The organism is Blastopirellula sediminis (assembly GCF_020966755.1).
GTDB lineage: Bacteria > Planctomycetota > Planctomycetia > Pirellulales > Pirellulaceae > Blastopirellula > Blastopirellula sediminis.
This window is the reverse complement of sequence record NZ_JAJKFT010000004.1, coordinates 67458-93692: the sequence shown is the minus strand read 5'-3', so window position 1 is coordinate 93692 and position 26235 is coordinate 67458. Positions and strand designations below refer to the sequence as shown.

24 protein-coding genes are annotated in these 26235 nt (G+C 58.3%); 10 read left to right on the top strand and 14 right to left on the bottom strand.

Annotated features, from left to right (window positions below):
- The first annotated feature begins 26 nt into the window (after nucleotides 1-26).
- Entirely contained in the window at nucleotides 27-638 is a 612-nt protein-coding gene (locus LOC68_RS04215; RefSeq protein WP_230216092.1) for a TlpA disulfide reductase family protein, read from the top strand.
- A gap of 48 nt (nucleotides 639-686) precedes the next feature.
- Here the strand turns inward: LOC68_RS04215 and LOC68_RS04210 are convergent, their stop codons facing one another.
- The gene (locus LOC68_RS04210; RefSeq protein ID WP_230216090.1) at nucleotides 687-1172 is read right to left on the bottom strand and encodes an ArsR/SmtB family transcription factor; all 486 of its coding nucleotides are present in this window, start codon (nucleotides 1170-1172) and stop codon (nucleotides 687-689) included.
- A gap of 556 nt (nucleotides 1173-1728) precedes the next feature.
- Between LOC68_RS04210 and LOC68_RS04205 the strand changes: the two genes are divergently transcribed.
- The 5 genes from LOC68_RS04205 (at nucleotide 1729) to LOC68_RS04185 (ending at nucleotide 7845) form a co-directional block, all read left to right on the top strand.
- Complete coding sequence (locus LOC68_RS04205) at nucleotides 1729-3711, top strand: peptide ABC transporter substrate-binding protein (RefSeq protein ID WP_230216088.1); 1983 nt, start codon at nucleotides 1729-1731, stop codon at nucleotides 3709-3711.
- Nucleotides 3708-4625: an ABC transporter permease gene (locus LOC68_RS04200; RefSeq protein ID WP_230216086.1), complete on the top strand. Its 918-nt coding sequence runs from the start codon at nucleotides 3708-3710 to the stop codon at nucleotides 4623-4625. The genes LOC68_RS04205 and LOC68_RS04200 overlap by 4 nt, the downstream gene beginning before the upstream one ends.
- Nucleotides 4626-4711: 86 nt before the next feature.
- A complete protein-coding gene (locus tag LOC68_RS04195) occupies nucleotides 4712-5773 on the top strand; it encodes an ABC transporter permease (protein WP_315858850.1) in 1062 nt (353 codons plus the stop codon).
- A gap of 9 nt (nucleotides 5774-5782) precedes the next feature.
- A complete protein-coding gene (locus LOC68_RS04190) occupies nucleotides 5783-6820 on the top strand; it encodes an ABC transporter ATP-binding protein (RefSeq protein WP_230216082.1) in 1038 nt (345 codons plus the stop codon).
- A 68-nt stretch (nucleotides 6821-6888) separates the two neighbouring features.
- Nucleotides 6889-7845, top strand: a complete 957-nt coding sequence (locus LOC68_RS04185) for an ABC transporter ATP-binding protein (protein ID WP_230218450.1) — start codon at nucleotides 6889-6891, stop codon at nucleotides 7843-7845.
- Here LOC68_RS04185 and LOC68_RS04180 read toward each other — a convergent pair.
- The 8 genes from LOC68_RS04180 to LOC68_RS04145 form a co-directional block, all read right to left on the bottom strand.
- Complete coding sequence (locus tag LOC68_RS04180; RefSeq protein WP_230216080.1) at nucleotides 7842-8360, bottom strand: hypothetical protein; 519 nt, start codon at nucleotides 8358-8360, stop codon at nucleotides 7842-7844. The genes LOC68_RS04185 and LOC68_RS04180 overlap by 4 nt on opposite strands.
- A gap of 44 nt (nucleotides 8361-8404) precedes the next feature.
- Nucleotides 8405-8764, bottom strand: coding sequence for a hypothetical protein (locus LOC68_RS04175; RefSeq protein ID WP_230216078.1), 360 nt, complete (start codon nucleotides 8762-8764; stop codon nucleotides 8405-8407).
- Nucleotide 8765: 1 nt separating this feature from the next.
- The gene (locus LOC68_RS04170) at nucleotides 8766-10091 is read right to left on the bottom strand and encodes a M20 metallopeptidase family protein (protein WP_230218449.1); all 1326 of its coding nucleotides are present in this window, start codon (nucleotides 10089-10091) and stop codon (nucleotides 8766-8768) included.
- A gap of 163 nt (nucleotides 10092-10254) precedes the next feature.
- Nucleotides 10255-10881, bottom strand: a complete 627-nt coding sequence (gene rdgB / locus LOC68_RS04165; RefSeq protein WP_230216076.1) for an RdgB/HAM1 family non-canonical purine NTP pyrophosphatase — start codon at nucleotides 10879-10881, stop codon at nucleotides 10255-10257.
- Between the two features lie 151 nt (nucleotides 10882-11032).
- A complete protein-coding gene (locus tag LOC68_RS04160) occupies nucleotides 11033-12142 on the bottom strand; it encodes a hypothetical protein (RefSeq protein ID WP_230216074.1) in 1110 nt (369 codons plus the stop codon).
- Between the two features lie 277 nt (nucleotides 12143-12419).
- Nucleotides 12420-13355, bottom strand: a complete 936-nt coding sequence (locus LOC68_RS04155; protein ID WP_230216072.1) for a chemotaxis protein — start codon at nucleotides 13353-13355, stop codon at nucleotides 12420-12422.
- 165 nt (nucleotides 13356-13520) lie between these two features.
- The gene (gene mtaB, locus LOC68_RS04150) at nucleotides 13521-14855 is read right to left on the bottom strand and encodes a tRNA (N(6)-L-threonylcarbamoyladenosine(37)-C(2))-methylthiotransferase MtaB (protein WP_230216070.1); all 1335 of its coding nucleotides are present in this window, start codon (nucleotides 14853-14855) and stop codon (nucleotides 13521-13523) included.
- A gap of 34 nt (nucleotides 14856-14889) precedes the next feature.
- Nucleotides 14890-15243: an ATP-dependent Clp protease adaptor ClpS gene (locus tag LOC68_RS04145; protein ID WP_230216068.1), complete on the bottom strand. Its 354-nt coding sequence runs from the start codon at nucleotides 15241-15243 to the stop codon at nucleotides 14890-14892.
- Nucleotides 15244-15424: 181 nt separating this feature from the next.
- On the opposite strand from LOC68_RS04145, the gene LOC68_RS04140 reads away from it, so the two are divergent.
- The 3 genes from LOC68_RS04140 (at nucleotide 15425) to ppdK (ending at nucleotide 21012) form a co-directional block, all read left to right on the top strand.
- Nucleotides 15425-16804, top strand: a complete 1380-nt coding sequence (locus LOC68_RS04140; RefSeq protein WP_230216066.1) for a dipeptidase — start codon at nucleotides 15425-15427, stop codon at nucleotides 16802-16804.
- A gap of 20 nt (nucleotides 16805-16824) precedes the next feature.
- Nucleotides 16825-18105 (top strand): serine--tRNA ligase, encoded by a 1281-nt coding sequence (serS, locus tag LOC68_RS04135; protein ID WP_230216064.1) that lies wholly within the window; start codon nucleotides 16825-16827, stop codon nucleotides 18103-18105.
- A 225-nt stretch (nucleotides 18106-18330) separates the two neighbouring features.
- Nucleotides 18331-21012, top strand: a complete 2682-nt coding sequence (gene ppdK / locus LOC68_RS04130; RefSeq protein ID WP_230216062.1) for a pyruvate, phosphate dikinase — start codon at nucleotides 18331-18333, stop codon at nucleotides 21010-21012.
- A 150-nt stretch (nucleotides 21013-21162) separates the two neighbouring features.
- On the opposite strand, the gene lpxA is transcribed toward ppdK, so the two are convergent.
- A complete protein-coding gene (gene lpxA, locus LOC68_RS04125) occupies nucleotides 21163-22029 on the bottom strand; it encodes an acyl-ACP--UDP-N-acetylglucosamine O-acyltransferase (RefSeq protein ID WP_230216060.1) in 867 nt (288 codons plus the stop codon).
- Nucleotides 22030-22227: 198 nt separating this feature from the next.
- Complete coding sequence (locus tag LOC68_RS04120; protein ID WP_230216058.1) at nucleotides 22228-22812, bottom strand: DUF4339 domain-containing protein; 585 nt, start codon at nucleotides 22810-22812, stop codon at nucleotides 22228-22230.
- Nucleotides 22813-22968: 156 nt separating this feature from the next.
- On the opposite strand from LOC68_RS04120, the gene LOC68_RS04115 reads away from it, so the two are divergent.
- The gene (locus tag LOC68_RS04115; protein WP_230216056.1) at nucleotides 22969-23301 is read left to right on the top strand and encodes a tetratricopeptide repeat protein; all 333 of its coding nucleotides are present in this window, start codon (nucleotides 22969-22971) and stop codon (nucleotides 23299-23301) included.
- Between the two features lie 116 nt (nucleotides 23302-23417).
- Here LOC68_RS04115 and LOC68_RS04110 read toward each other — a convergent pair whose 3' ends face one another.
- The 3 genes from LOC68_RS04110 to LOC68_RS04100 all read right to left on the bottom strand — a co-directional run bounded on the left by LOC68_RS04110 (nucleotide 23418) and on the right by LOC68_RS04100 (nucleotide 25996).
- Nucleotides 23418-24296, bottom strand: coding sequence for an RAD55 family ATPase (locus tag LOC68_RS04110; RefSeq protein WP_230216054.1), 879 nt, complete (start codon nucleotides 24294-24296; stop codon nucleotides 23418-23420).
- 263 nt (nucleotides 24297-24559) lie between these two features.
- Nucleotides 24560-25699 (bottom strand): cysteine desulfurase family protein, encoded by a 1140-nt coding sequence (locus tag LOC68_RS04105; RefSeq protein WP_230216052.1) that lies wholly within the window; start codon nucleotides 25697-25699, stop codon nucleotides 24560-24562.
- A gap of 6 nt (nucleotides 25700-25705) precedes the next feature.
- Nucleotides 25706-25996 carry a hypothetical protein gene (locus tag LOC68_RS04100; protein WP_230216050.1) on the bottom strand — a complete coding sequence of 97 codons (291 nt, stop codon included), beginning with the start codon at nucleotides 25994-25996 and terminating at the stop codon, nucleotides 25706-25708.
- Nucleotides 25997-26235: the final 239 nt, after the last annotated feature.

The following is a 26235-nucleotide window of genomic DNA, read 5'->3' as shown; positions in this document are numbered from 1 at the left end:
CCCGAAAAGATAGCGAAGGGCGCCCTGTGAAACCTCTACTGCGAAACCTGCTGGCGGTCGTTCTCCCCTCTCTGCTCCTGCTCGGCTGCGCTAAGCCAAGCGGCTCAGACTCGTCGGCCTCGACAAGCGAACCGGCGACGGTCGCGCCGGCGGCTCCGCCGAAAGAAGTGACCGTCCGCGTGCTCGACTACGAAGGAATCCGAATGCTGGTCGAAAGCCAACGGGGTAAAGTGGTGGTGGTCGACTACTGGGCGACCGATTGTCCGCCCTGCGTGAAAGAGTTTCCGGGGCTAGTCGATCTCGACCGGCAATACGCCGACCGGGGCGTCGTCTGCATCAGCGTCAGCTTGGATTACATCGGTCTGCCGAAAAAGCCGGCCGAGGAATACATCCCGCACGTCAAGAAGTTCTTAGACAAGTTCGGCGCAACGTTCGACAACGTGCTGGCGGGAGACGACGCCGATACGATGCTCAAGAAATTGAAGCTGGGATCGCCGCCAGCGGTTTACGTCTACGCACAAGACGGAACGCTCGCCAAGCGATTCGACAACTCGGGCGTCGCCTCCGAAGAGGAAGCGTTTACCTACGCTGACGTTGAAGGCCTCGTCGTTGAGTTGCTGGCCGCGAACAAACCTTGATCGCTCGCGGCCAGCCTCTCCGACTTTGGCTTCATTTCTACGGCCGCGTTACTGCGAAACGGTGAAATAGCGTACGCAGTGTTCTTGCACGCGCAGTTCGCTATTGTCGACCCCCGGCATGTGCTGGAACAACAATTCCAACAGCTCGCCGACGCGATCCGGCAGGATTCGGTAGAAGTTGTGCTTGCCGTCGCGACGCGAATCGACCAGTCCCGCGACGCGCATCAGCGCCAAGTGGTGACTGACGGCCGGTTGGCTTTGGCCAAGCAATTCGCACAGGGTGCGAACGTTCAATTCTTTCTCTTGCAGCAGGAAGCAGAGAATACGGAGCCGAGTTTCGTCGGCCAACAGCTTGAAGAGCTGGACGAGATCTTTGGCCGTTCCGTCATTTAACGGATTGGGGCCAACAGTAGCCGTCGCCGCAGGAGTCGAAGTTTCGGCCGAAACGCTTCCGTTTTCGCTCGGCTGAAAGGTTCGAGGAGCGGCGGGGCGGTCAGAAAGCGAGCTGAACGCGTAGTCTTGCGCTAGCGACATGTGCTGAGTTCCTTGTGTAATACATCTACCGCGCACGGAGATACGGAGGTCGTAGACCGTGAGCGTCGAGCAACAGGATGCGTAAGCAAAACGCGGCAGATGCGACGCCGGTATGAGCGAATGAGAAGTCGCGACCCATTCGCGCGGCGCAACAAGGTTCCAACGAAGCGCGCTTGCGTATCAGTACTCCTGCGGCTCGACTAAAACAAAATCCGCAAAAGCTGTCCCATCTCGTCGTTGCGATATCCTTCGCTTCGACAAGCAAGCAAAAAAACGGTTTTCCTGGCTAGAAAACCAACGATGCCTTGCGCCCGAATTGATGTGAGTACGTCTGGCATTCTAGAAATGTTCATGTGAAAACGGAATAGCCGAGCTGTCGAATTGACACGGGAAGCCGTAGGTAAAAAATCTCTTGTGGAGAAATCGCTGCCACAACAGCGAAAAGGGACAATCTACCTAACCATCATGGGGAAAACAGGTTGAGTTCCCCGCCCCGCCCGCCTACATTCAGACATTAGGTCGTCGTATCCGCAATATTCAATGTTTGCCTAAAATCATGAAATTCCCCCTGCGGTACCTTCTTCCCCTCTTCCTACTAGGCCTCTCCGCTATCGCGCTGGCTACCGTTTTCCAGTTCAGCGACCTCCCGCCGGCTGATTTTACGTTCGCCAATGGGACCGAAGTGAAGTCGGTCGACCCGAAAATGGTGACCGGCGCCCCGGAAGGGCGTGTGATCGAAGCGCTCTTTGAGGGGCTCTATCAGCGACTCCCCAGCGAAGAAGATCCGACCGTCTTGGTCGCCGCCCCCGGCCAGGCGACTTCTTACGAATTATCCGAAGACAAACTTACCTATACCTTCCACATTCGGGAGGACTCCGTCTGGTCCAATGGTGAGCCAGTTACCGCCCACGACTGGGTCTTCTCATGGCAACGCTTCTTGCACCCCCAGTTGCCGTCCGAATACGCCTACCAATTGTGGTATGTCAAAAATGCGGAGAAGTATTCTCTCTCAAAGGTCGAAGTTGGCGACCGGGTCGAGATTGAACTGCCCGATCGTGCCGGTCCCAAGATGTTTCCGGCAACCGATGGCAACTCGGAACAGCATTTTCCGCGCGGAACGATCCTGTCCGGCATTCTGAAGAAGGTAACCGCCGTCGCCGGTGACGAAGGCAAGATCTTTGAAGTCGAAGTGAAGCCGACCAAGGATGGCAAGATCGCCTGGGACGCGCCAGGCGAAATCAAAAAGTTCGTGAAGCTTTCTGAGTCTGACGCGATTCGCAACCAGATTCTCAAAGACGATCCGAAGGTTCAGCCGGTCAACTTCTTGACCATTCACTTTGACGAAGTCGGCATCAAGGCGCCCGATGATCACACGCTGGTAGTGACGCTGACCAACCCGACTCCTTATTTCCTTGACCTGGTCGCTTTCTATCCGATGCACCCGGTCAATCGGACCTGCATCGAGACCTACGGCTATCCCGAGTGGACCAAGCCGGAAAACATCGTTTCCAATGGGGCCTTCACGCTTGAGTTCCGCCGCATTCGTGACCGGATCCGCTTGCGAAAAAACCCGAAGTATTGGGACGCCGAGAACGTCAAGCTGAACATCATCGACGTATTAGCGGTGCAGTCCGACACGACGGTCCTCAATATGTATATGAATGGGCAGATCGACTGGGGGATCACGGTTCCGACCCCTGCTCTGCCGTCGCTACTGAAGCGTGACGCGGAAAAGCCGGAAGGTTCGCAGTCCGACATGCGGATCGCGCCGATGCTGACCACGTACTTCTACCGGATCAATACGACGCGGCCGGGGCTCGATAATCCGAAGGTTCGCCGCGCGTTGAACCTGGCGATCAACAAACAGGAGATCGTCGACTACGTCACCAAGGCCGGGCAGATCCCGGCGACCAGTTACGTTCCGCCTGGCCTGGCTGGTTACGGCGGCGGACATACCGGCGAGTACGACCCGGAAGAAGCCCGCCGTTTACTCGCCGAAGCCGGCTATCCCGGCGGCAAAGGTTTGCCCAAGGTTCAGATCCTTTACAACACCCACGAAGGGCACAAAGACATCGCGTCGGTCGTGCAGCAACAGTTGAAGAAGAACCTGCAGATTGACGTCGAACTGCGCAACCTGGAATGGTCCGTTTTTCTGGCTTCTTCTCGTAACCTCGAATACGACATCGCGCGGGCCGGTTGGATCGCCGATTACCCCGATCCGAACACTTTTCTCGATATGTTCGTCACCGGGGGCGAAAACAACCAGACAGGCTGGAGCAACGCCGAGTATGATCAACTCATCCGCGACGCCCAGGCCGAAGCCGATCCGGTCAAACGTCTAGAGATGCTGAGCAAGGCCGAGCAAATCCTGATGGATGAAATGCCGATCTTGCCGATCTACTATTACGTTTCGCTGAATATCGTTCGCCCATACGTCAAGAATTTTTATCCCAACATTCAGGATTTACATCCCTTGCATATCCTGGAAATCGACGAAGCGGAAAAAGCTCGCATTTTCGAGGCGGAGGGTCTCCGTTGATTCGTTTTCTGATTCGTCGAGCCATCTGGATCGTCATCACGCTCTGGCTCGTCTACACGCTCAGCTTCTTCTTGATGTTGTCCGTCCCCGGCGGGCCGATGTCTGGCGAACGCGCCTATCCGCCTGAAATCGAAAAGATGCGGAAGGATCGCTTTCACTTGAACGATCCCTGGCCGGTGCAGTACTGGTATTACCTCAGTAACGCCTGCCAAGGAGACTTCCTCTCGAGCCAGGTGCTGAACGACTACGAAGTGAGCGAGATCATCTCGGAAGGTTTCCCGATTAGCGCAACGCTGGGCGTCTTGGCGATGTCGATGGCGCTGATCGTCGGTCTTTCGGCCGGGATTATCTCGGCGTTGTGGCGCAACTCGCTGCTCGACGTTTTCTTCCGCTCGATGGCGACGATCGGGATCGCAGTCCCCAATTTTGTGCTCGCGGGACTCGCGATTATGGTTTTCGTCTTCCAGTTGAAATGGTTCCCGGCCGCCGGCTGGGGGAAACCGATCGACATGGTCCTTCCCTCCATTTGCCTGGCGGCGCCCTTCGCGGCTTACATTTCTCGCCTGACGCGTACCGGCATGCTCGACGTGCTTGGTCAGGACTACATTCGGACCGCTTACGCCAAAGGGCTGATGCCGAGCACGGTGGTCCTGAAACATGCGGTTCGCGGCGCCTTGCTGCCGGTCGTTTCGTACTTGGGTCCTGCGGTCGCTGGGATTTTGACCGGCTCGCTGGTGATCGAACGAATCTTCTTCCTGCCGGGGCTGGGAACGCACTTCATTGAAGCGGTTACCCAGCGCGACTACACCACTTCGCTCGGGATCGTCATGGTTTCGACGGCGCTGGTGCTGGTCATGAATACGCTGGTCGACGTCTCGTACCAACTGCTCGATCCGCGGATCAAACTGAAATAGCATTCCTCCGTTATCGGCTCTTCCCCTTGAACTCGCAAAACCGCAACTTCGAAGACGCACTACCGCCGCTCGACCGTTACCGCGACATGCTGCGTGACGCCAGCGCGATTCAAGGCGTTTCGCTTTGGCAAGACGCGTGGCGTCGCTTGCGTCGCAACTGGGTGGCGATGGGCGCGCTCGTCTTTCTGGTCCTGCTTAGCCTGTCGGCGGTGCTGACTCCGATCTTTCCTCTGCAATCGCCGGTCGAACAGCATCTACGCGATCGGTCGTTTGCGGCGCCCAACAGCGAACCGGTTCAACTTGGCCTGGCCGAATTGAGCGGAGAGGAACTCGACGCCGCGATTAAGACGCTTTGGAACGACCCGAGCGCGTTCGACGAAGCCTTGATCCGCACCCGCTTAAAGATGTTCGGCGACTGGGCGATTCCCAGTTTCTGCGGCTCGGACCATCTTGGCCGCGACATGTTGTCTCGCTTGTTTTGGGGCGCTCGCGTTTCGCTGATCGTCGGCGTGGTGGCGACCTTCGTCTCCTTGATCATCGGCGTCAGCTATGGCGCCATCAGCGGTTATGTCGGCGGGCATGTCGACGACGCGATGATGCGGGTGGTCGACATTCTCTACTCGATCCCGTTCATTTTCATCGTGATCTTCGTGGTGATGGTGATCAGCGAACCGTCGATCAAAGCGAACCTGGAATCATATGGCATTAATCGTATCGTCGCGTTCTACTTTTTGATCGGCGCCATTTACTGGCTGACGATGGCCCGCGTCGTCCGCGGCCAGGTAATCAGCCTGAAGCACGAACAATTTGTCGACGCCGCTCGCACAATCGGCGCCAGCCCCAGTCGTATCGTCTTCGTTCACCTCGTTCCCAACGTGCTGGGCGTCGTGATCGTGTACCTGACGCTGACGATTCCGTCGGTCATGCTCTTCGAAGCGTTCCTCTCCTTTCTCGGGATTGGCGTCGAAGAGCCGAACGTCTCGTGGGGACTGCTCGCCAACGAAGGCTTGAAGGTGATCACGCCGATTCGGATTTACTGGTGGCTGATCGTCTTCCCGGCGATCGCCCTGGCCTCGACGTTGTACTCGCTCAACTTTCTGGGGGACGGTCTTCGCGACGCGCTCGATCCCCGCATGAAGAATCGCTAAGGAACCGGCATGGCGTCCACAAGCAATACGCAAGATCCGCTCCTTCGCGTCGAAGACCTCCGCGTTGAGTTTCATACCGACGACGGCTTGGTCACCGCCGTGCGCGGCGTCGACTGGCAACTGCGCGCCGGCGAAACGCTTGGCGTGGTCGGCGAATCAGGCTCCGGCAAGTCGGTCACCTCGCTGGCGCTGATGGGACTCATTCCGCAGCCCCCGGGCAAGATCGTTTCCGGACGCGCGATCTATCGCGGCAAAGATCTGCTGAAGATGTCGTCGAAGGAATTATCCAACATCCGCGGAAACCGGATCGCGATGATCTTTCAAGATCCGATGACCGCCCTCAACCCGTTTTTGACGGTCGAAGATCAGCTGACCGAAGTAACGCGCCGCCACCTGGGGCTTTCGGCCAAAGAGGCGACCAAGCACGCGATCGAAATGCTGGAGAAAGTCGGCATTCCGTCAGCAAGTAAGCGAGTCTTCGAGTATCCGCATCAGTTCTCCGGCGGGATGCGTCAACGCGTGATGATCGCGATGGCCTTGTCGTGCAAGCCGGACATCCTGATCGCCGACGAGCCGACGACGGCTCTCGACGTAACGATTCAGGCCCAGATTCTGGAACTGATGAAAGAGCTGCAGGAGCAAGAGGGAACCGCGATCCTGATGATCACGCACGATCTGGGCGTGATCGCCAACATTGCGCATCGCGTGCAAGTGATGTACGCTGGTCGCGTCGTCGAAAAGGCGACCGTCGACGAACTGTTCCAGAATCCGCGGCATCCCTATACGCTTGGTTTGCTCGAATCGGCGCCGCGCGTCGATCAACTGGAAGCCGAGTTGCGCCCGATTCCGGGTCAACCGCCCGATCTTTCCAAGCTCCCCGGCGGATGTTCGTTCCGCCCGCGTTGCCCCTTCAGCATCGCCAACTGCAGCGAAGTCGATCCGCCGCTGTTCGACTCCCCATCCGGCGGCGGCTACGCTTGCCTGGTCAATATTGATGAAGCGCCGCGACACGACGCAGCGTCGCAGATTAGCGAGGACCAATCGTGACGTTGGAATTGACAGAAGAACCGCTGCTCGCAGTCTCGGCGAAACCGCCGCTGCTGGAAGTGCGCGACATGAAGGTCCACTTTCCCTTTCGCCGCGGCGGTTGGTTCACCGGCGAATCCGGTTTCGTCCGCGCCGTCGATGGCATCAGCTTTACGCTGGGGGAAGGGGAAACGCTCGGCCTGGTCGGCGAATCGGGCTGCGGTAAATCGACCACGGCCAAGGCGATCTTGAATCTGACTCCGCCGACCGCCGGCGAAGTCTACATCAACGGCCGTCGCGTCGACGGGCTGACCGGCGCCGCGATGCGTCCTTATCGCCGCGACGTGCAGATGATCTTCCAGGACCCGTTTGCGTCGCTCAACCCGCGGATGACGGTCGGTTCGATCATCGGCGAACCGATCAAAATCTATAACCTGGCCAGCGGCGTCGATCGCAAGCTGGAAGTGATGCGGCTGATGGAACTGGTCGGGCTCAACCCCCGCTACATCAATCGCTATCCGCATGAGTTCTCCGGCGGTCAGCGGCAACGTATCGGCATCGCTCGCGCTTTGGCCGTTCGCCCCCGCGTGATCTTGTGCGACGAACCGGTCTCGGCCCTCGACGTCTCGATTCAAGCGCAAGTCGTGAACCTGCTGATGGACTTGCAGCAAAAGCTGGGGCTTTCGTACTTGTTCATCGCACACGATCTTTCCGTCGTGCGTCATATCTCGACGCGCGTCGGCGTGATGTACTTGGGACGGATCGTCGAGATGGCGCCGGCCGAAGAGCTTTACGAATCGCCGCAGCATCCCTATACGAAGGCGCTCTTGTCGGCGATTCCGGTTCCCGATCCGGCGCTGGAACGAACGCGCCAGCGAGTCGTCTTGCAGGGAGAAGTTCCTTCGCCCGACAAAGCCTATCCTGGCTGCCCGTTCGCCGATCGCTGCCCGATCGTCGACGAAGTGATCTGCCGCAGCAAGCCGCCCCAGTTGGAAGGAAGCGCGCACAAGGCTTCCTGCTTTAAAGTCGATACGAGTTCGCTTTAACGGGACGCCGAGACGGGAGGCGTTCCGATCGAATCGGCGCTGTCGTCGTGTCGCAAGATCGACGAGCCGCCGCCCGAGCGGCGAATCTGCAAATAGAAGTCGATGATCTCGCAGATCTCATCGACTTGCCCCGGGCCCGAGATATAGATGTTGCTCAACTCGGCTGCGGCCGAAGCGTCGGCCAGCAAATAGACCAGCACTCCTTTGCGCTGTTGCTGCCAACTTTCGACGCTGCGCCACTGAATGCGGCGCTGTCCCCACAGGTTCTTCTGCACGATGCCGCGAGGGCCGATCTCAAAGGTCGCCGGCAACCACATCCGCCACGACGTGAGCAGCAAGAGAACCACGCACAACAAACCGAGCGACCAACTGGCTGACGCGTAGTGCGCAATCAGCCCCACCGCCGCGAAGGCGATCGCCATCCCGCCGGTTTCCCAAGGAGACTGCACGAGCGGCCAATGCCGCACCAGCAGCTCTGGTTGACGCGTTTCGTTTTGCCGACTGGAGGGACTCATGCCAGTATTCTAGTTCAACTCCGGGGACAGCGGGCAGCAGATTCCTACGACCGAGAGTCGCCATACGGCGCCGAGGTTCGCAGGGCGCCCGAAAACATCCATGCCGATACCCAGTAAAGCAAAGTGCTTATCAGCAAAACAAAGGCCAGGAGCACGTAAAAATGATCTCGAAGCAGCACAAAAGTGGGTGGTTCGGCGCTTTTGGGAACGCTGCGGGCCACCGGTGCTCCCCCCTCTTCCATCTGGGTTTGGACGCGATGTCGAAAGTCGCTCCATTGCTCTCGACTGTCCGCCGTATCCAATTCCGCTAACGCCCAGCTTCTCGCCGAACTCATCGCGCCGATCACCGCCACGACTATCAAGAAATAGCCGACGATTATCAGCCCTGTCCGCAATTTCTGCATGCTAGTTGCGTTGTTCTTCGGCAGGGGGCGCCTGAAGCAAGTCGAGCGAACCGGCAATCATCGCACGCAATCCTGTACGCAAAGTCGGTTCAATGTCAGGGTAATAAAACGGCGAGTGCAGCGACGGGGGATCTTGTCCCAATTCCGCGAAACGGTCCAACCGCTTCTGCTCGACGGAACCAAGCTGAAACATCAGGATCGGGACGCCCGCCAAACCATAGCGTCCAAAGTCTTCTCCTCCCATCGACGGTTCGCTGGGGGAGACATTTTCGTCTCCCAACGTTGCGCGAAAGACGCCGACCATCTCTTTCGCCAATTCATGATCGTTAAAGAGGCTCGGCGTTCCTTCGGAGTAAACAATTGTCGGCTCGGGAGCGTTGTAAGCTTCAGCAATCGCGTTAGCTCGGCGGGTAATTGCTTCTTTGAGTTGGGCGCGAACTTTGTCGCCATAACTGCGAACCGTCAGCTGCAAGTCGCAGCGATCGCTAATCACGTTGTGCTTGGCGCCCCCGTGCATCGAACCGACCGTGATCACCGCCGGATCAATCGGTTTGACTTCACGGCTGACGATCGTTTGCAGCGACATCACCAATTCCGAGGCTTGGACGATCGGGTCGATCGTCGCGTGCGGATAGGCGCCATGTCCGCCGCGGCCATGGATCGTAATGTCGACGCTGTCGACGTTCGCCATCGCATACCCGGCACGATAACCGATCGTCCCGGCCGGCAGCGTCGCGGCGACGTGCAGCGCCAGGGCATAATCCGGTTTCGGAAAACGCTCCAGCAGCCCCGCTTCCAACATCGCTTTCGCGCCGCCGCCGCGTTCTTCGGCTGGTTGGCAAATCAGGACCAGCGTTCCTTGCCACCGGTCGCGATGCGACGCCAAAAATCGGGCGACGCCGATCAAGTTGGTCATGTGGACGTCGTGACCGCAGGCATGCATCACGCCGGTCGTCACGCCGTCGCTGGTCGTGATTTTTTCCTGAGACGCATAAACCAGCTCCGTTTGTTCGGTCACTGGTAGACCGTCCATATCGCAGCGAAGCATCAACGTCGGACCTTCGCCGTTCTTCAAAACGGCGACGACGCCATGTCCCCCAACGTCGGTGGTCACTTCATAACCGGCGTCACGCAGAATGTCGGCCAGCTTTTTCGAGGTGACCGCTTCTTCGTACGAAACCTCCGGGTGCGCATGGAGATCTTTGTAAATTTCCAGCAGCCCCGGCAAGTTCTGATCGACCCACTCGTCGGTCGTTTCGGACAAAGCGATCGCCGGAATCGAGACCGCTACGCAAACAGCCAGAAAAGCTGGAATGAATCTTCGCATCGTCACGTTTCGCGCTCCGGCAAGAAATTCGTCCAAAATTACCCAAATGCTCTTGCAAAGATTATAACTGCTTTGCTAACTTACGGAGGTCATCTAACGGTCTACATTTCATAAAGAGCGGGCTGCCTTTATCCAACGGCTCGCTCATTTTTTTTGCTAGCGACTAATTCGCCCACTTCCCAGATATCACCAGCTGAAGCAGCTGCGGTATCAATCTGCGGGAAGCTCTCGCTCGGTGACTCAGCACCGATTTGACCGCTCCGCCCATCTCGCCGAACGTCCGGCGATATTCGATCAGCTCGAAGAGTGGATCGTAGCCGAACCCGCCGCTCCCTCGCTCTTCGTGCACAATCCTGCCGCGGCAGATCCCTTCGCTCGCTGCCATGATTTCGCCGCTGGGCGCCGCCAGCCGCATAGTACAAACGTAGTGCGCCGTCCGCCGTGCGTCGGTAACTCCGGCCAGCTTTTCCAGCAGCAACTGATTATTCGACTCGTCGGTCGCTCCCGGCCCTGAGAAGCGGGCCGAGTAAATCCCCGGCTCGCCGGCCAGGGCGTCGACGCACAATCCGCTGTCTTCCGCCAAGACCCACACGCCGAGATGCTTCGCCTGCTCGACCGCTTTCTTCTCGGCGTTGCCGGCGAACGAATCGGCGTCTTCTTCCACCTCGATTGCGCCAGGCGTCTGCGCCAAAGTCTGCAGTTCGATCCCGAGAGGCTCGAGCAGCGCCGCCATTTCGGCGCCCTTCTTTTTGTTATGCGTTCCGAGCACCAACAGTCGCTTTTTCGCCATCGCTTCCTCGTCAATTAAGTCCCACGCGTCCCAGCCAATGTAACAGCCCAACCGTCGCGACCAAGCAGGGGACATGGGGAAAAGAAAAAGGCTTCTCATCCGGGAAGATGAGAAGCCTTTGCGATCTCTTCTGGAAACGTTGACGCCAGCGTTACTTCAGGAAGTTCCATTTGGCGTAGTCGCCGCCGACGCTCTTCTTCGGGACGGTAACCGGCACCGGCTGGACGTCAAACGGCACGCCGTCGATCGTCTTCGGGGTGAAGTTCGCAGTGCCTGCGACTGGCGTAGCGCGGAAGTCGTTGATGATCCGGTTAATCTGCGGATCGATCTCCATCTTGCCGTCGGCACGTTCAGCGCCGACCGAGCTGAACGAGCCAACCGTCACAATGCTTTCCGAGCGATCATGGAAGACGTAAGCGGGAACTCCTTGCTTTCGCAACTTGGCGGTCAGGCGTTCCGCTTTCTCGGCGGCGACGGCCAAACGGCTGCCGCTGACGATGTTCTTGCTTTCGATCTCGGCGATCTTCTTGGCGTCGACTTCGGTAGCGCCGGCGAAGGTCGCCACGCGAACGCTATACTTTCCTTCACAGTCGAGCAGGCTGTTCGCAACCCCTTCGTTCATCTTCAAGACGAGCGGCTCAATTCCCTTTTGCTGGAAGTATTCGTCCGGCAGCAGCGGGTTACGCGAAACGAAGGCGTGCCCCATCGGGCCCTTTTCTTTTTTCTCTTTGTCGGTGACCGCTTCCTGAATCTTGCGACGCAGGTATTTGATCGCATCATGTTGCGACGTTTGCGACTGGTCGCCCGACAAGCATTTCGGCTGTGCGTCCTTCAACTTCTCGAGAGTTTTTTCGAGAGCGCCGTCGTCAACCGATTCAAAATTGCCGACCAACACCGCGATGCTGGTGTACTTTCCTTCGTCGGCGTATCGCATCTTTTTGCGCTCGCCGTACTGGTTGTAGCCCAGTCCGTCCACCTTCTGAGTGAAGTCGTACGCCTGTTCGTAGACGTACGCTTCCATGTTGTATTCCTTGCGGAGTTCCAACACCAGGTTGTGCGCGTCTTGAGCGGCGCCAGGTCCGCTGAACGAGGTCGCCATGATCATCCACGGCCCGTTGGCGTCAGACAGCTTGTAGTCTTGATTGACGTCCGCTTCGACGTTCTTGAACGGAATCAAACGAGCCCACGGAGGCGCCGCCAGCGCTGCTGCGCTGATCGCCGTACCAAGAATCGCCGCCAAAGTGATTTGTAGATTTCGCATCCTTGCTCTCTAACTCGCATGGACGTAGAGATTGCCGCGACCGAACAAGGCCGCGCGACCGGGGCGAACAGTAGCAAAAGCCCCCCGGCAAAAGCAAGGCGAATCTTGAGGGGAAAACTGGGGAGAAAATCAGAGGCTGCTAGCAAGGCGTTGCCGGCGCCATGCTCTTATCGCGCCTTCGTGAGAAGAGCATGTCTTCGTCCCGGACAATACGCATTGAAGACATGCTCATCCGTCGAAGACGCCGCAAGAGCATGGCGCCAAACGGACGGACTTCTTAGAGAATCCCCGCCGCTTCGCGGATTCGCAGGACCAGCTCTTCGTAGCGAGGTTTGGCGACCTGGCAGCTGACGCCCACTTGTCGTCCCTTCTTTTCGTTGTCGCGTGAGACGAGCGACGAGAAGATGACGATCGGCAACTGGGCGAGTCGCTCGTTACTGCGGATCCGCTTCGCCAGGCTGAAACCGTCCATCCGCGGCATTTCGACGTCGGTCACCACCACGCTGACGGCCGAGCGAATCGTCGATGCGTCGTGCTCCGCCGCCAACATCTGCAAGTAGCGGAGCGCGTCTTCGCCATCGGTAAATCCGCGGACGTTGGAAAAACCGGCCGCGTGCAACGAGTCCTGGATCATTTCCGAAATCATTCGCGAGTCTTCCGCGAAGACGATCGGGCAATCAGCGGCCTCGATCCGTTCGACATGATGATCCTGTACCGACGAAGCCTGGTCGATCTGACCGATTCGATTGCCGATCGTTTCGAAATCGAGAATCTGAATCAAACGACCGTCGAGCAGAATCACGCTCGTCACCGGCGCGGTCATTCCGGGCGCTTCGGGAAGCGGCCGGGTCGCGGTCCAGCTAACGCGATAGATCCGCTGGATTCGCTGCACGCGAAATGCAAGTTGCTGCGAATTAAACTCGAGCAGCAGCAGATAGTCTTTGCCGCCGTTCGTTTGCGGGAAGACTTCATCCCCGTACAGATACTGGGCCAGATTCACCAAGGTCACGACCTCGTTGCGAATCTGCGCCAGCCCTTCAATCGCCGGGTGACCATGCGGAACGGCGGTCACTTCGCCGATTTCCAGCACTTCCTTCACCTTGGCGACGTTAACGCCAAAGTATTGTTCGCCGACCTGAAAAACCAGGATTTCCGCTTCATTGGTGCCGGCTTCCAGCAAGATGCCGGATTCTTTTATCGTCGCTGTCGCCACGGGAATCTCGCTACGTACTGCCCCTCGGGAGAAATCTGCGTCTCTCCTCTTTCATCGGTAGACGATGACCTGTGGGGCAGAAATCGCAGCGGCGGAACAAATTGAACGGTCATAAGGTTTGCGCCTTCGTTACAACCGTTCTATTGATCTCCTGCGACTGCGAAATCAGGCCTGAACGCCGAGCAGCAACTCCGATTCGGCCTGCTCGACCGTGACCTGCGTCAATTTGCCGACGGCGTCCGCGCTGGCCGAGAAAGATACTGGAGCGTAACGACACGCGGTTCCCCGCACGATCGCTTGGCCGCTTGCGTCGGTTTCGGCCGCTTCTCCCAAGACGGCGAGCCGCTTGCCGACCAGCGAGCGGAAATAGATTTCGCGCGCTTCCGTTTCGACGTCCGCCAGACGACGGCGACGATCCGCTTTCACGTCGCCGGGAATGTGATCGGGCATCTCCGCCGCCGGCGTTCCTTTCCGCGGGCTGAACGGGAAGATGTGGATCTTCGAGAAGCCGACTTCGCGCGAAACGGCGCAGGTCTCTTCGAACTCCGCTTCGGTTTCGCCGGGGAAGCCGACGATGATATCGGTTGAAATAGCGGGCTGATCAAGACTAGCCTGCAGCAATTTGCAGCGATCGACAAAACGCTGAGCCCCCCAGCGACGACGCATCCGCCGCAAGACGGCGTCCGATCCGCTCTGCATCGAGATATGCAAATGAGGACAGACCCGATTGGGGAATTCCCCCATCACGTCGATCAACTCGCGGGTCACTTCGGTCGCTTCGATACTGCTCATCCGGACTCGGAAATCGCCGTCCAGTTTCGCCAGATCTCGCACCAGGTGCGCCAGTCGCATCCACTCCGACTTCGGCTTCCCTTTGTTCAGGTCGACCCCAAAGTGACCGAGATGAATTCCGGTTAGCACGATCTCACGAAAGCCGTTGTCAGCCAGACGCGCCACTTCGGCCACGATGTCCTCGGCCGGGCGACTATACATTTCGGGTCGCACCGTCGGAATGATGCAGAAGGTGCAGCGCAGGAGACAACCGTCCTGCACCTTCACGTAAGCGCGATGGCGATCGCCAAAGGTCGACAAGCCGCTCGGGACGTCGATCACCCCGAAGCGTCCCAGCAGATCGGGAATCTCCCGCTTGTTCTCGACCACTTCGACCACGTTGGGAAGCGCCGCCAATTCTTCCGGCGCCCGGGTCGCGTAACAGCCCATCACCACAATCCGCGCATCGGGATTATCGCGGGCCAAACGGCGAATTACCTGACGACTCTTGGAGTCCCCTTCGTTGGTCACCGTACAAGTATTCACGACGCAAAGATCGGCCGATTCTCCTTCGGCGGCGTCACGATATCCTGCGGTTACCAAACCTTCGCGAACCAGCTCGGTCTCGTATTGATTGACTTTGCAGCCCAGGGTGACGGTTTTCAGTGCTTTTTCGGTCATCATCGCCAACAAAATAACCGATCCGGCGGCGGGCGTGGATCGGTTCAAGGTAGATCAAAATGTTAAACAGGGAAATTTGCGGCTATTCGACCGGTTCAATCGTCGCCGACATCGATCCTTTGGACCGGGCCATCAGCGCGTCGCGGCCGTAAGCGTGGATCTGGTCTCGCTTTAGCTCGGCATGCTCACGGGTTGTCGTCAGGCAAATCGCCCGACCGGTCTTGTCGACGGTTTCCGCAATCTTGAAACCGGCCTCGATCGTCAAGCCGAACAAGTCGCGCATCATCAGGATGACGTAGTCGTAGGTATGGTCGTCATCATTCCACAAAATGACGTTATAACGCGGCTGCTTTTTCCGTTTCGGGTCGTTTTTCGGTTTTGTTTTTACCGTAGTCGCTTCCCAAGGCTCAGCGACCGATGACTCGTTATTCCCCATACTGTCTATCCAAAGGTAAAGGCGAATTCGCGTAACCGTCATGCCTCCAACAGTTTCCCGCTGTTGGGAGTGGCATACTCGAAGCTGCGGCCTGCCATTATATTGTACCGCTGTCTCTTGCGGAAAGTATTTTTGCGGTCAATTCCCAGTCCGCGCCTCTCACATTTGATTCTGAGCATTCATGTCTGAACTACAGACGTTTCTGAGCGAAAATCGCTCCAAGTTCGAAGCCGATCTTTGCGACCTGTTGAAGATCCCGAGCGTCAGCACCGACAGCCGCTACAAAGAGGATGTCCGCGAAGCGGCCGCTTGGTTGCATCGACAATTTGGCGATCTCGGCTTTCAAACGAAAATCTACGAAACGGCCGGACACCCGATCGTTTACGCCGAAAGCCCGGCTGTTCCCGGCGCGCCGATCGCGCTGGTCTATGGACACTACGACGTGCAGCCGCCGGAACCGCTCGACGAATGGAAGAGCCCGCCGTTTGAGCCGACCATCCGCGACGGCAACATCTACGCCCGCGGCGCGACCGACGACAAGGGGCAGATGCTGACGCACGTCAAAAGCGTCGAAGCCTGGATGAAGTCGGTCGGCAAGCTCCCGATTCAGGTGAAGTTCCTGATCGAAGGAGAAGAAGAAATCGGCAGCGAGCACCTCGTTCCCTTCATCAAAGAACATGACGAGATGCTTGAATGCGACGTCGTCGTCATCAGCGATACCAGCCAGTTTGGTCCCGGCCAGCCGGCAATCACCTATGGTCTGAAAGGGATCGCCTACTACGAACTGAAGCTGACCGGCCCGAAGCAGGATCTGCATAGCGGAACCTTTGGGGGCGCGGTCACCAATCCGGCCAACACGCTCGCCAAGATGCTGTCGTCGCTGATCGACGACAAGGGACGCGTTCAAGTCCCCGGCTTCTATGACGACGTCGACCCGCTGACCGACGAAGAACGAGATCAGTTCGCGTCGCTCGATTTCAGCGACGCCGACTTCATGCGTTCAATCGGCGTCACCGGATTGACCGGCGAGTCCGGCTATTCGACTCTCGAACGTCGCTGGACTCGTCCGACCTTCGACATCAACGGCATCACCTCCGGCTATCAGGGCGAAGGCGCCAAGACCGTTCTCCCGGCCAAAGCGTCGGCCAAGTTCAGCTTTCGTTTGGTCCCGCACCAAGATCCGAAGCAACTTTCGGAGTCGCTGAAAAAGCATCTCGAAGCGCTCATTCCGCCGGGGATCAAGATGGAGTTGATCGACTTCCATGGCGCTCCCGGCTTCGTCGTGCCGCTCGACAGTCCCTACATGTCGGCCGCCGCATCGGCGATCGAAAAGGGCTTCGGCCGTCCGCCGGTCTTCATTCGCGAAGGGGGCTCGATTCCGATCGTGACTAACTTCGTCGAACAACTTGGCGTCGACGTCCTGCTGCTCGGCTGGGGCCTGAACGACGACAACACGCACAGCCCCAACGAAAAATTCTGTTTGGCCGATTTTCATCGCGGCATCAAAGCGAGCGCCGCGCTCTGGCAAACGCTTAGCAAAATTACCCCGAACCAAGCCTAATTTTCCCCAGTCCGTCTATCATGCTCGATCGTAAGTTCGTACTCGACAACGTTGAACTCGTCCAAGACAACTGCCAAAAGCGCGGCGTCAACGCCGACGTCGCCAAAGTGGCTGCGCTCGAAAAAGAGCGCCGTCAAAAGCAGCAAGAGACGGAAGACTTCAACCGTCGCGCCAACGAGACCAGCAAGCTGATCGGCAAGGCTTCGGCGGAAGAGCGTCCGAAAATTATCGAGGAAGGACGCAAGCTGCGGGAAGAGAAGGACGCCGCACAGAAGGAGGTCGATCGACTGGACGCTGAGATCATCGACCTGCTCCGCTTGATTCCGAATCTAACCCACCCCGCCGCTCCGATCGGCGCCGACGATCAGGCGAATCTCGAGCTTCGTCGCGGCAAGACCGAGCCGCGGAAGTTCGACTTCAAAGTGCTCGATCACGTCGAGTTGGCGGAGAAGCTTGATCTGATCGACTTCGAATCGGGCGCCCAAGTCGCCGGCGCTGGCTTCTACTTCCTGAAGAACGAAGCGGTGCTGCTCGAACTGGCGCTGCAGCGTTACGTTCTCGACATCTTGATCAAAGAAGGCTTCACGCCGACGATTACGCCCGACTTGGCGCGAACCGAGATTCTGCACGGGGTCGGCTTCATTCCTCGTGGTCCGGAAACGCAAATCTACAGCGTCGAAAACAGCGATCTCAACCTGGTCGCGACCGCCGAAATCACCCTGGGCGGGATGAACGCCGGCAAGGTGTTGGAAGCGGAAGACCTGCCGAAACTCTACTGCGGCGTCAGCCACTGCTATCGAACCGAAGCCGGTTCGGCCGGCCGCGCCTCGCGCGGTCTCTACCGGGTGCACCAATTCACCAAGGTCGAGATGTTCGCATTCACCCTCCCCGATCAGAGCGACGCCACCCTCGACAAGTTCTGCGACCTGGAATGCCAGATCTTCGATGGACTTGGGATCCCCTACCGCGTCGTCGACACGGCGACCGGCGATTTGGGGGGACCGGCCTATCGCAAATTTGACCTGGAAGCCTGGATGCCGGGCCGCGGCGAAGCGGGCGAATGGGGCGAAGTGACCAGCACCTCGAACTGCACCGACTACCAGGCTCGCCGCCTGAACATTCGCTACAAAACCAAAGGGGAGAAGGGAACGCACTTCGCCCACACCCTGAACGGCACGGCGATCGCCATCAGCCGCGGGATTATCGCGGTTCTCGAGAACTACCAGCAGGCCGACGGATCGATCGAGATTCCGGCCGCGCTGCGTCCCTTCATGGGCGTCGACGAGATCGCCGCGAAGTAAAAATCGCGGCGTTTTCGGCCAAAAACCAGCGTCTGCGCAACTCTTGTGTACTTGACGCTCAAAAGAAGCCTCCATTACATTGCTGGCTTTGTCTGGCTTGCAGATACCGATCTGTGGTAGGAGAAAGCGCCCGTAATCAGGGCGCCGCCATGGTTCGAGACCATACGAAACGGAAGTTCCCCAACACACGCATCGTGCACCTCAACGTACAGAAGGTTTGAAAAGATGGCGAAAAAGAAGGCGGCTGCCAAAAGCGCGAAGATGGTCTACTACTTCGGCAAAACGAAGACCGAAGGCAAAGGGGTGACCAAAGCGATTCTCGGCGGTAAGGGCTTGAACCTGGCCGACATGACCAACATCGGCTTGCCGGTTCCGCCCGGGTTCACCATCACGACCGAAGTCTGCGACATGTACTACAAGGGAGGCAAAAAGCTTCCTAAGACGTTGCTGGAAGAAGTCACGAAGAACATCGCCATTCTCGAAAAAGAACTGAAAAAGAAGTTCGGCGACGACAAAAACCCGCTGCTCGTTTCGGTTCGCTCCGGCGCCGCCGTCTCGATGCCGGGCATGATGAACACGATTCTCAACCTCGGTCTGACCGACACCTCGGTCGTCGGCCTGGCGAACGCCACGAACAACGAACGTTTCGCTTACGACGCCTATCGCCGCCTGATCAACATGTTCGGCGACGTCGTAATGGGCATGGACCACCATGACTTCGAAGAAGCGTTTACCGCCATCAAACTGAAATACGGCGCAGCGCAAGACACCGACGTGCCGGGTCCGGGCATGATCGAACTTTGCGAAGCTTACAAAGCGGTCTACAAGAAGGCGACCGGCGAAGACTTCCCGCAAGATCCGCTGAAGCAGCTCGAACTGTCGATCGAAGCGGTCTTCAAGAGCTGGAACACCTTCCGCGCCGTCCGTTATCGCGAAGTGGAAAACATCCGCGGTCTGCTCGGCACCGCCGTCAACGTCCAGTCGATGGTCTACGGCAACATGGGCGATGACTCCGGCACCGGCGTTGCGTTCACGCGTAACCCGTCGAACGGCGAAAACAAGTTCTACGGCGAGTTCCTGATCAACGCTCAGGGCGAAGACGTCGTCGCCGGTATCCGCACTCCGCAGCCGGTCGCCGAGATGTCGAAATGGAATCGTGCGGTCTACAAGCAACTGCTCGAGATTAAAGACACGCTCGAAACGCACTACAAAGACGTCCAGGACATCGAGTTCACGATCGAAAAGGGCGACCTGTTCATGCTGCAAACGCGTAACGGTAAGCGTACCGGCGCCGCTGCGGTGAAGATCGCCTGCGATATGGTCAAAGAAGGCCTGATCGACGAACAAACCGCCCTGTCGCGCATCCCGGCGAACGACCTGACGCAGCTGCTACTGCCGAGCTTCGACGCTGCGGCCAAATCGTCGGCCACCGTCCTGACTCGCGGTTTGCCCGCTTCGCCCGGCGCCGCGGTCGGCGCCCTGGCCTTCACCGCCGAAGAAGCGGTACTGCGTACCCAGGCCGGCGAAAAGGTCCTCCTGGTTCGTAAAGAAACGAGCCCGGAAGACATCGACGGCATGCACAGCGCCGCGGGCATTCTGACCAGCACCGGCGGTATGACCAGCCACGCGGCGGTCGTCGCTCGCGGTTGGGGTCGTTGCTGCGTCGCTGGCGCCGGCGAAATCGAAATCGACGCCAAGGCGAAGAAGATCAAAGTCGGCGGCAAGACCTACGGCGCCAAAGACATCCTCTCGCTCGACGGTTCGACCGGCGAAGTGATGCTCGGCTCGGTCGCCACCACCGAACCGAAACTGTCGGGCGACTTCGCGAAAGTCATGAAGTGGGCGGACGAATACCGCACCCTCGGCATTCGCACCAACGCCGACACCCCGGCCGACTCGCAACGTGCCCGCGACTTCGGCGCCGAAGGGATCGGCCTCTGCCGCACCGAGCACATGTTCTTTGAAGACGAACGTATCGGCATCATGCGTGAGATGATTCTCGCCGAAGACGAAGCGACCCGTCGCAAGGCGCTCGCCAAGCTGCTGCCGTTCCAACGCAAGGACTTCGTCGGCATCTTCACCGCGATGAAGGGTCTGCCGGTTACCGTCCGTCTGCTCGATCCACCGTTGCACGAGTTCCTGCCGCACGACAGCAAGGCCCAAGCCGACATCGCCAAGGAAATTGGCGTCTCGGCCGACAAGGTCCGTTCACGCGTCGCTCAGCTGCACGAATCGAACCCGATGCTCGGTCACCGTGGTTGCCGTTTGAGCGTCACCTATCCCGAAATCCTCGAGATGCAGGTGACCGCCATCGTCGAAGCGGCGATCGAATGCAAGAAGAAGCGCGTTGACGCCCAAGCGGAAATCATGATCCCGCTGGTCGGTACCGCCGCCGAATTGAAGCTGCTGCGTGAAAAGGCCGAAGAAACGATCGAAAAGGTCAAGACCGAAGCCAAGTTCAGCGGCGAACTGCCGATCCTAATCGGTACGATGATCGAAATTCCGCGTGCTGCGTTGACCGCCAACGAAGTCGCCGAACACGCCGAGTTCTTCAGCTTCGGCACCAACGACCTGACGCAGATGACGTTCGGCTTCAGCCGCGACGACATCAATACCTTCCTGCCCGATTACCTGAGCAAGGAACTGTTGCCGATCGACCCGTTCCAGTCGCTCGACACCTCAGGCGTCGGTCAACTGGTCGAAATGGGCGTCAACAAAGGTCGCTCGACTCGCAGCAAGCTGAAGGTCGGCATCTGCGGCGAACATGGCGGCGATCCGGCGTCGATCGACTTCTGCCATCGCGTTGGTCTCGACTACGTCAGCTGCTCGCCGTTCCGCGTGCCGATCGCTCGCCTGGCTGCCGCTCAAGCCGCCATCCGCAACGGCTCGAAGAAAAAGAAGAAGTAAGTCGAATCGGCTACCAGCCGATTTGATTTGACATACGAAAGAGGCCGCAAGTTTTGCTTGCGGCCTCTTTCCATTTCTTGCGGGCATAAAAAAACGCCGGCACGATGGCCGGCGCTGTCTTGTTTTGGATCTTGGTCGCTCGTTCGCTGGTTAGCCCGCTTGGCGGACGTTTTCGCTCGGTTCGCCCGGCAGAACTCGCAGTTTGACCGGTTCTTCGTGCAGCGGGCGTTGACGGCCGCGGCTGCGGGCTTGGATGAAGCCACGCTTGCTCGGCGACAGGAAGGTGTGGAAGTGTTCGGCCGGGGTACCGGAGAATTCCATCCGAATCTTTTCCAGCGCTTCGCCGTTGGTCAGGTTCGAGCGATAAAGAATGCGATACGCCTTCTTCAGGTTGCGAATCGTTTCCGAATCGAAGTTGTTCCGCTTCAAGCCGACCAGGTTCAAACCAACGACCAGGCTCGAGCAACCGTCGACCGTCACGTACGGCGGGACGTCTTGCACGACGTGCGCCTGACCGCCGACCATCGCATTGCGGCCGACGCGGCAGAACTGATGAATCGCCACGGCGCCGGAGATGTAAGCGCGATCTTCGATGATCACGTGTCCGGCGACCAGTGCGTTGTTCGTGATGATGACGTTGCTGCCGATGATGCTGTCATGGCCGATGTGGGCCTGAACCATCAGCAAGCAGTCGTTGCCGACGATCGTTTGTTCGCCAGCATGCAGAGCGCGGTGAATCGTGACGAATTCGCGAATCTGGTTGCGATCGCCAACGACTAGCGTGCCAGAGTGTTCGGGGGCCCGAATGTGCTGCGCTCCGCCGCCGATTACGGCATGATCACAAATTTTGTTGTCGCAGCCGATCTTTGAGCCCGTTTTGACCGTAACAAAGGACTCCAGACGACAGCGATCTCCGATTTCCACCCCAGCTTCGATAACGCAAAACGGTCCGATTTGAACGTCGGCGCCCAGACGAGCCTGGGGCGACACTAGCGCGGTCGGGTGGATCTCTGTCACAGCAAATCCTTTTGCTGATGGAAGTTGTATTGCCCTGCGGCGGCTCTTGCTAGCGAATCCTTGCTAATCGAGAGCCAACTCTATTCACTTCCCCGGTATATCGACGCAATGACGACGGTTGTATCGGTCAAAACGTCCTAAGCCGCGAAATCTCTTCGGTTTTACCTCGAAAGGCGTGCCTACGTGAATAGCAAAACCTTAACCAACCCCCGCTCCGATCAGAATTAATCCAAACAACAGCAGGAAGGGAAGCGCGTTCAAAATCAGCCCTGCAATCGCCCAACCTTTGCCCAAGCCCGGCACAACGACGCCGATAATTCCGACCAATCCGCCAGCTAGCATCAACACAAAGTTCAAACAGAAGCTAAGCCCAATCGTCACCATCACCGCTTCCGGCGGTTCACCGCCCCCCTGCTCTTCTTTGATCGCCATGTAAATGACGAAGCCGAAGAAACCGATCATCAACAGCCACGACAGTATCCCCAGACCGCACGAGACCATTCCCAGGACCTTCGGCAATGTGCTGCCGCTCGGCTGATGGACTTCGACCTGCGGCGACGCGTAGGGAGAAGGCTCCGTAACCACGTCCCGAAAGTTTCCATACTGGTCGTCCCCGGAGCCGCGGAAAAGGCTCATCAGCTCTGGAAACTCGCCGGCTCGCCGCCACTGGTCGGTCCCTTCCTGGCGAACCGGCGTCGACTCCGACAGCGGCTGCGACTCCAGCTGGAAACGGGAAAACGGGCCGCGCTGCTCCCCACCGATCTTGATGTAGTACTCGCTCATTGGTCGCTTCGTCGTCCCTGGGAAGATTTTCGGTTGCGAAACGCCAATTTACCGAAGCAGCTGGCGAGTTGCACGCCTGGGAATTCCCCCATTTTCACGTATAATCTGGGTAGTTTGACCCATTCGCCGAATCCAACCCCAGCCCAAAGCGTCCCTATGTCGACTGCCAAAGAACTCTATCTAGCCGCCGAAGCCCTCAAAGACGCCGGAAAGTTGGACGAAGCCGCCGCCAAATACGAAGAAGCGGTCGCCGTCGATCCGACGCACGTTTTGTCGCACATGGCGCTGTCGGTCGTCTATCAAAAGCTCGGTCGCCACGCTTCGGCGGTCGAACATGCCGAAAAGGTCTGCGAACTTGAGCCGACCGATCCCTTTAACTTCACCGCTCTCTCGGTGACGTATCAACGGGCCTTCGAGGGTACCCGCGATATGTCGTACATCCAAAAGGCGGAAGAAGCGAAGTATCGCGCGAGCACGATTGGCGGCTAACGATCACTTGGCGCATGCTCTTAACCCCGGGTGGCACTGCTGGCTTGTCCAGCAGTGTGAAGCGAGCACGAGGTTTCCACTGCTGGACAAGCCAGCAGTGCCACCCAGGTCAAATACTAACCCTCGAAGTGCAAACCAGCGTCGTCAATCGTGTACGGGACAATCTCGTCGGTGACGGCGCTTCCTCGGTGTTTGGGGACGTACATCGCGCGGCGTAGCTTACGACCGTCCATAAACTTGCCAAGGTAGATGATCGTATTTGCGCCGGAGAGGATGTCTCCCTCGTCGAGCGGACGCGAGATCAGATCGTCGAGCATCGCCTCTTTCGATGTTTGCAGCAGCACGCAACCGACTTCGGCCGGATCGTACTTGTGACGCTCCGCTTCGGCGGAATGCTCGCGGAATTTCTGCCGGAACAGATCGCGTGCGACCCACATCGGGTCTTTCCGAACAATCTGGTGATAGACGTATTCAAATAGATTGAACTGGATCGATTCGCTCGGCGTGTCGACCGGTTCGATCCCGTCGATGACGATCCGCCGCGATCCGCGACAGAGATTGCCGTACAAAAAGCCGATCGTCGTCGCCAGCTTCTCGTTCAGCTCGCCTTGCCATTCGTGCCAAGCGTCCCAATCGAGATCGCGCTTGGTCACTCGCTTGCCGACGTAGTCGAAGACATGCAGGAAGTTGCCGTACTCCGCATCATCGGCGAAGAAGTCGTCCAGGTTCGGCTTCACCTGCGAATCGCAGCGGGTCAGCTTCCAGTCGACCATTCGCTGTGCGTAGGCCGCATGGTTTTGCGAATCGCCGCGAGAACTCATGTCGAAGAAGACGCCGCTCCGCCCTTCCTGCTGGACGCCGGCATGGGCGAAGTGAACGCCAAACTGCGTCTTGCCGATCCCGGTTGCGCCGACGATCACCGTCAACGTCCCCGGCACCAGGCCGCCGCCTAATAGTTCATCCAGTCCTGGAACGCCGGTCGTTTGTCGCTGCATCGCTTGCTTTCGTATCAATCGCCGCGGAATTCAAACACTCGATTCTGGGAAGTGGTCAAGGGCCGGTCAATCGCCCCCCGTGTCGAAGCTGGAACATATTAGGCCGAGGCGCAAGCCAAGGGAGAGGAGTTGGCGGCGTCGAGAACCGGCGAATTCGGACCAGAGTGTGAATTTAGGAGCGACGGCGTTCGGAACTGCCGAACGCTTTCCCTCGCATGCACTTCGGGCTACGAATGAGGTAACTCGTGGCGTACGAATTCTTCTTAGTGGACCAAACTCGACCAGGCCGAAACGAGAATGTCGGCCGCTTGTTCGATTTCTTCTTCCGACGTGTACCAGCCAACGCTAAAGCGGATCGTTCCGGCCGCGGCGTCATCTCCCATGTTGAGAGCCGATAGAGTGGGCGAGTTGCCGGCTTGTCCGGTGTGCATCGACGACGCCGTATAGGCGCAGATTGAATCGGACTGACGCAGTAGTCGCGCGCCGTTCACGCCGGGAAACTGCACCGAGAGGGTATTCGGCAGACGTTCCGCCTTGGCGCCGGGAACACCCAAACGATCTGGGATTCCTGCAGCCAATCGATCATGCAGCATGTCGCGCAGGCGAGCCTGCGCCTCGGCCGACTCGTCCAAACAGCGGCGCACCAGTTCGGCAGCGGCGCCCATGCCGATCCAAGCCGCCACATTTTCGTGACCGCTGCGGAGTCCTCGCTCTTGTCCTTCGCCGTAAATCAGCGGAGCGAGCGGAGTACCGTTGCGAATGTAGAGGGCGGCTGCGCCTTTGGGACCGTAGAACTTATGCGCCGACAGGCTGAGCAGATCGACGCCGAGTTCCTGCACTTGCACCCGAATCTTACCGCAGGCCTGCACCGCGTCGGCATGCAGCAGCACGCCGTGATTGCGACAGACGTCGGCGATTTGCCGGAGCGGCTGAATGACGCCGATTTCGTGATTGGCCAGCGTCACGCAGACGAGGCGCGTTTGCGGGCCAATCGCCGCTTCGACCTCTTCGGGATCGACGACTCCATTTTTGTCGCAACGGACGTAAGTCAGGTCGACGCCGAGCTGCTTTAAAAAGCGAGCCGACTCGGTCACGGCCGGATGATCGAGCGCCGAGACGATCAGGTGTCCGCCGATGTCAGCCGGATTGCGAAAGAAGGTCCCCTGGATCGCCAAGTTAATGCTTTCGGTTCCGGAAGCGGTGAAAACGATCTCTTCGTTGGTCGCCCCGATCAGCTTGGCGACCTGACCGCGGGCATCTTCCAGCGTCTCTTCGACGATCCGCGACGGCGGATAATCGTAGTCCGGAGTGGCGTAAAACTCCGCGAGGAACGGGAGCATCGCCTCTTGGACGCTGGGAGCGAGCGGGGTGGTCGTGTTGTGGTCGAGGTAAATTCGCCGCATGAGTCGTTAGACCTTGGGAAGAGCGCCGGTAAAGCCAAAGTCGTTGAACAGTTTGGGAGGCACAACCGCCGTAATCTTGACGTACGAGATCGACTGGAACGGAACGATCACTTGGCGCCCCCCCATCGCATCGGGCGTCGGCCGCTGCAAAATCATGATCTCGTCATCAAAGATAAAACCGGTAAAGGGAATCTGTTCGTTCAATTCGGTGACGACTATCCCTTGTTGCGGCATCTTTTCCGGCCATGCCTTTAAGAGGCGAAGCCAGACGTTTTCGGTTCCAATTGCTACCGTCATAACGATTATCCTTGCTAACTTTACGTCGCTTGCGGCATGACACCCCCACAGGTGGAGGTGTCGCCGAGGTCGGCGAAGCGGGCCCAGCTCCGGCGTGAGCTACGCAAACATAGGTTGCGTTTGCACTTAGGGATTCATGAAATCTCCACGCGGGGGCAACCAAAGCCTCGACATCTGCAGATATTTTTGCGATAGTAAGAGCGGCTAAGCTTTTCGCGTTGCTCCTCAAAAAATCTCTC

What these genes read in the sequence shown, in the direction of transcription:
- LOC68_RS04210 (WP_230216090.1), bottom strand. Translation starts at nt 1,172, where the DNA reads ATGTCGCTAGCGCAAGACTACGCGTTCAGCTCGCTTTCTGACCGCCCC.
- LOC68_RS04205 (WP_230216088.1), top strand. Translation starts at nt 1,729, where the DNA reads ATGAAATTCCCCCTGCGGTACCTTCTTCCCCTCTTCCTACTAGGCCTC.
- LOC68_RS04195 (WP_315858850.1), top strand. Translation starts at nt 4,712, where the DNA reads ATGCTGCGTGACGCCAGCGCGATTCAAGGCGTTTCGCTTTGGCAAGAC.
- LOC68_RS04190 (WP_230216082.1), top strand. Translation starts at nt 5,783, where the DNA reads ATGGCGTCCACAAGCAATACGCAAGATCCGCTCCTTCGCGTCGAAGAC.
- LOC68_RS04185 (WP_230218450.1), top strand. Translation starts at nt 6,889, where the DNA reads ATGAAGGTCCACTTTCCCTTTCGCCGCGGCGGTTGGTTCACCGGCGAA.
- LOC68_RS04180 (WP_230216080.1), bottom strand. Translation starts at nt 8,360, where the DNA reads ATGAGTCCCTCCAGTCGGCAAAACGAAACGCGTCAACCAGAGCTGCTG.
- LOC68_RS04175 (WP_230216078.1), bottom strand. Translation starts at nt 8,764, where the DNA reads ATGCAGAAATTGCGGACAGGGCTGATAATCGTCGGCTATTTCTTGATA.
- LOC68_RS04170 (WP_230218449.1), bottom strand. Translation starts at nt 10,091, where the DNA reads ATGCGAAGATTCATTCCAGCTTTTCTGGCTGTTTGCGTAGCGGTCTCG.
- rdgB (WP_230216076.1), bottom strand. Translation starts at nt 10,881, where the DNA reads ATGGCGAAAAAGCGACTGTTGGTGCTCGGAACGCATAACAAAAAGAAG.
- LOC68_RS04160 (WP_230216074.1), bottom strand. Translation starts at nt 12,142, where the DNA reads ATGCGAAATCTACAAATCACTTTGGCGGCGATTCTTGGTACGGCGATC.
- LOC68_RS04145 (WP_230216068.1), bottom strand. Translation starts at nt 15,243, where the DNA reads ATGGGGAATAACGAGTCATCGGTCGCTGAGCCTTGGGAAGCGACTACG.
- LOC68_RS04140 (WP_230216066.1), top strand. Translation starts at nt 15,425, where the DNA reads ATGTCTGAACTACAGACGTTTCTGAGCGAAAATCGCTCCAAGTTCGAA.
- serS (WP_230216064.1), top strand. Translation starts at nt 16,825, where the DNA reads ATGCTCGATCGTAAGTTCGTACTCGACAACGTTGAACTCGTCCAAGAC.
- ppdK (WP_230216062.1), top strand. Translation starts at nt 18,331, where the DNA reads ATGGCGAAAAAGAAGGCGGCTGCCAAAAGCGCGAAGATGGTCTACTAC.
- LOC68_RS04120 (WP_230216058.1), bottom strand. Translation starts at nt 22,812, where the DNA reads ATGAGCGAGTACTACATCAAGATCGGTGGGGAGCAGCGCGGCCCGTTT.
- LOC68_RS04115 (WP_230216056.1), top strand. Translation starts at nt 22,969, where the DNA reads ATGTCGACTGCCAAAGAACTCTATCTAGCCGCCGAAGCCCTCAAAGAC.
- LOC68_RS04110 (WP_230216054.1), bottom strand. Translation starts at nt 24,296, where the DNA reads ATGCAGCGACAAACGACCGGCGTTCCAGGACTGGATGAACTATTAGGC.
- LOC68_RS04105 (WP_230216052.1), bottom strand. Translation starts at nt 25,699, where the DNA reads ATGCGGCGAATTTACCTCGACCACAACACGACCACCCCGCTCGCTCCC.
- LOC68_RS04100 (WP_230216050.1), bottom strand. Translation starts at nt 25,996, where the DNA reads ATGACGGTAGCAATTGGAACCGAAAACGTCTGGCTTCGCCTCTTAAAG.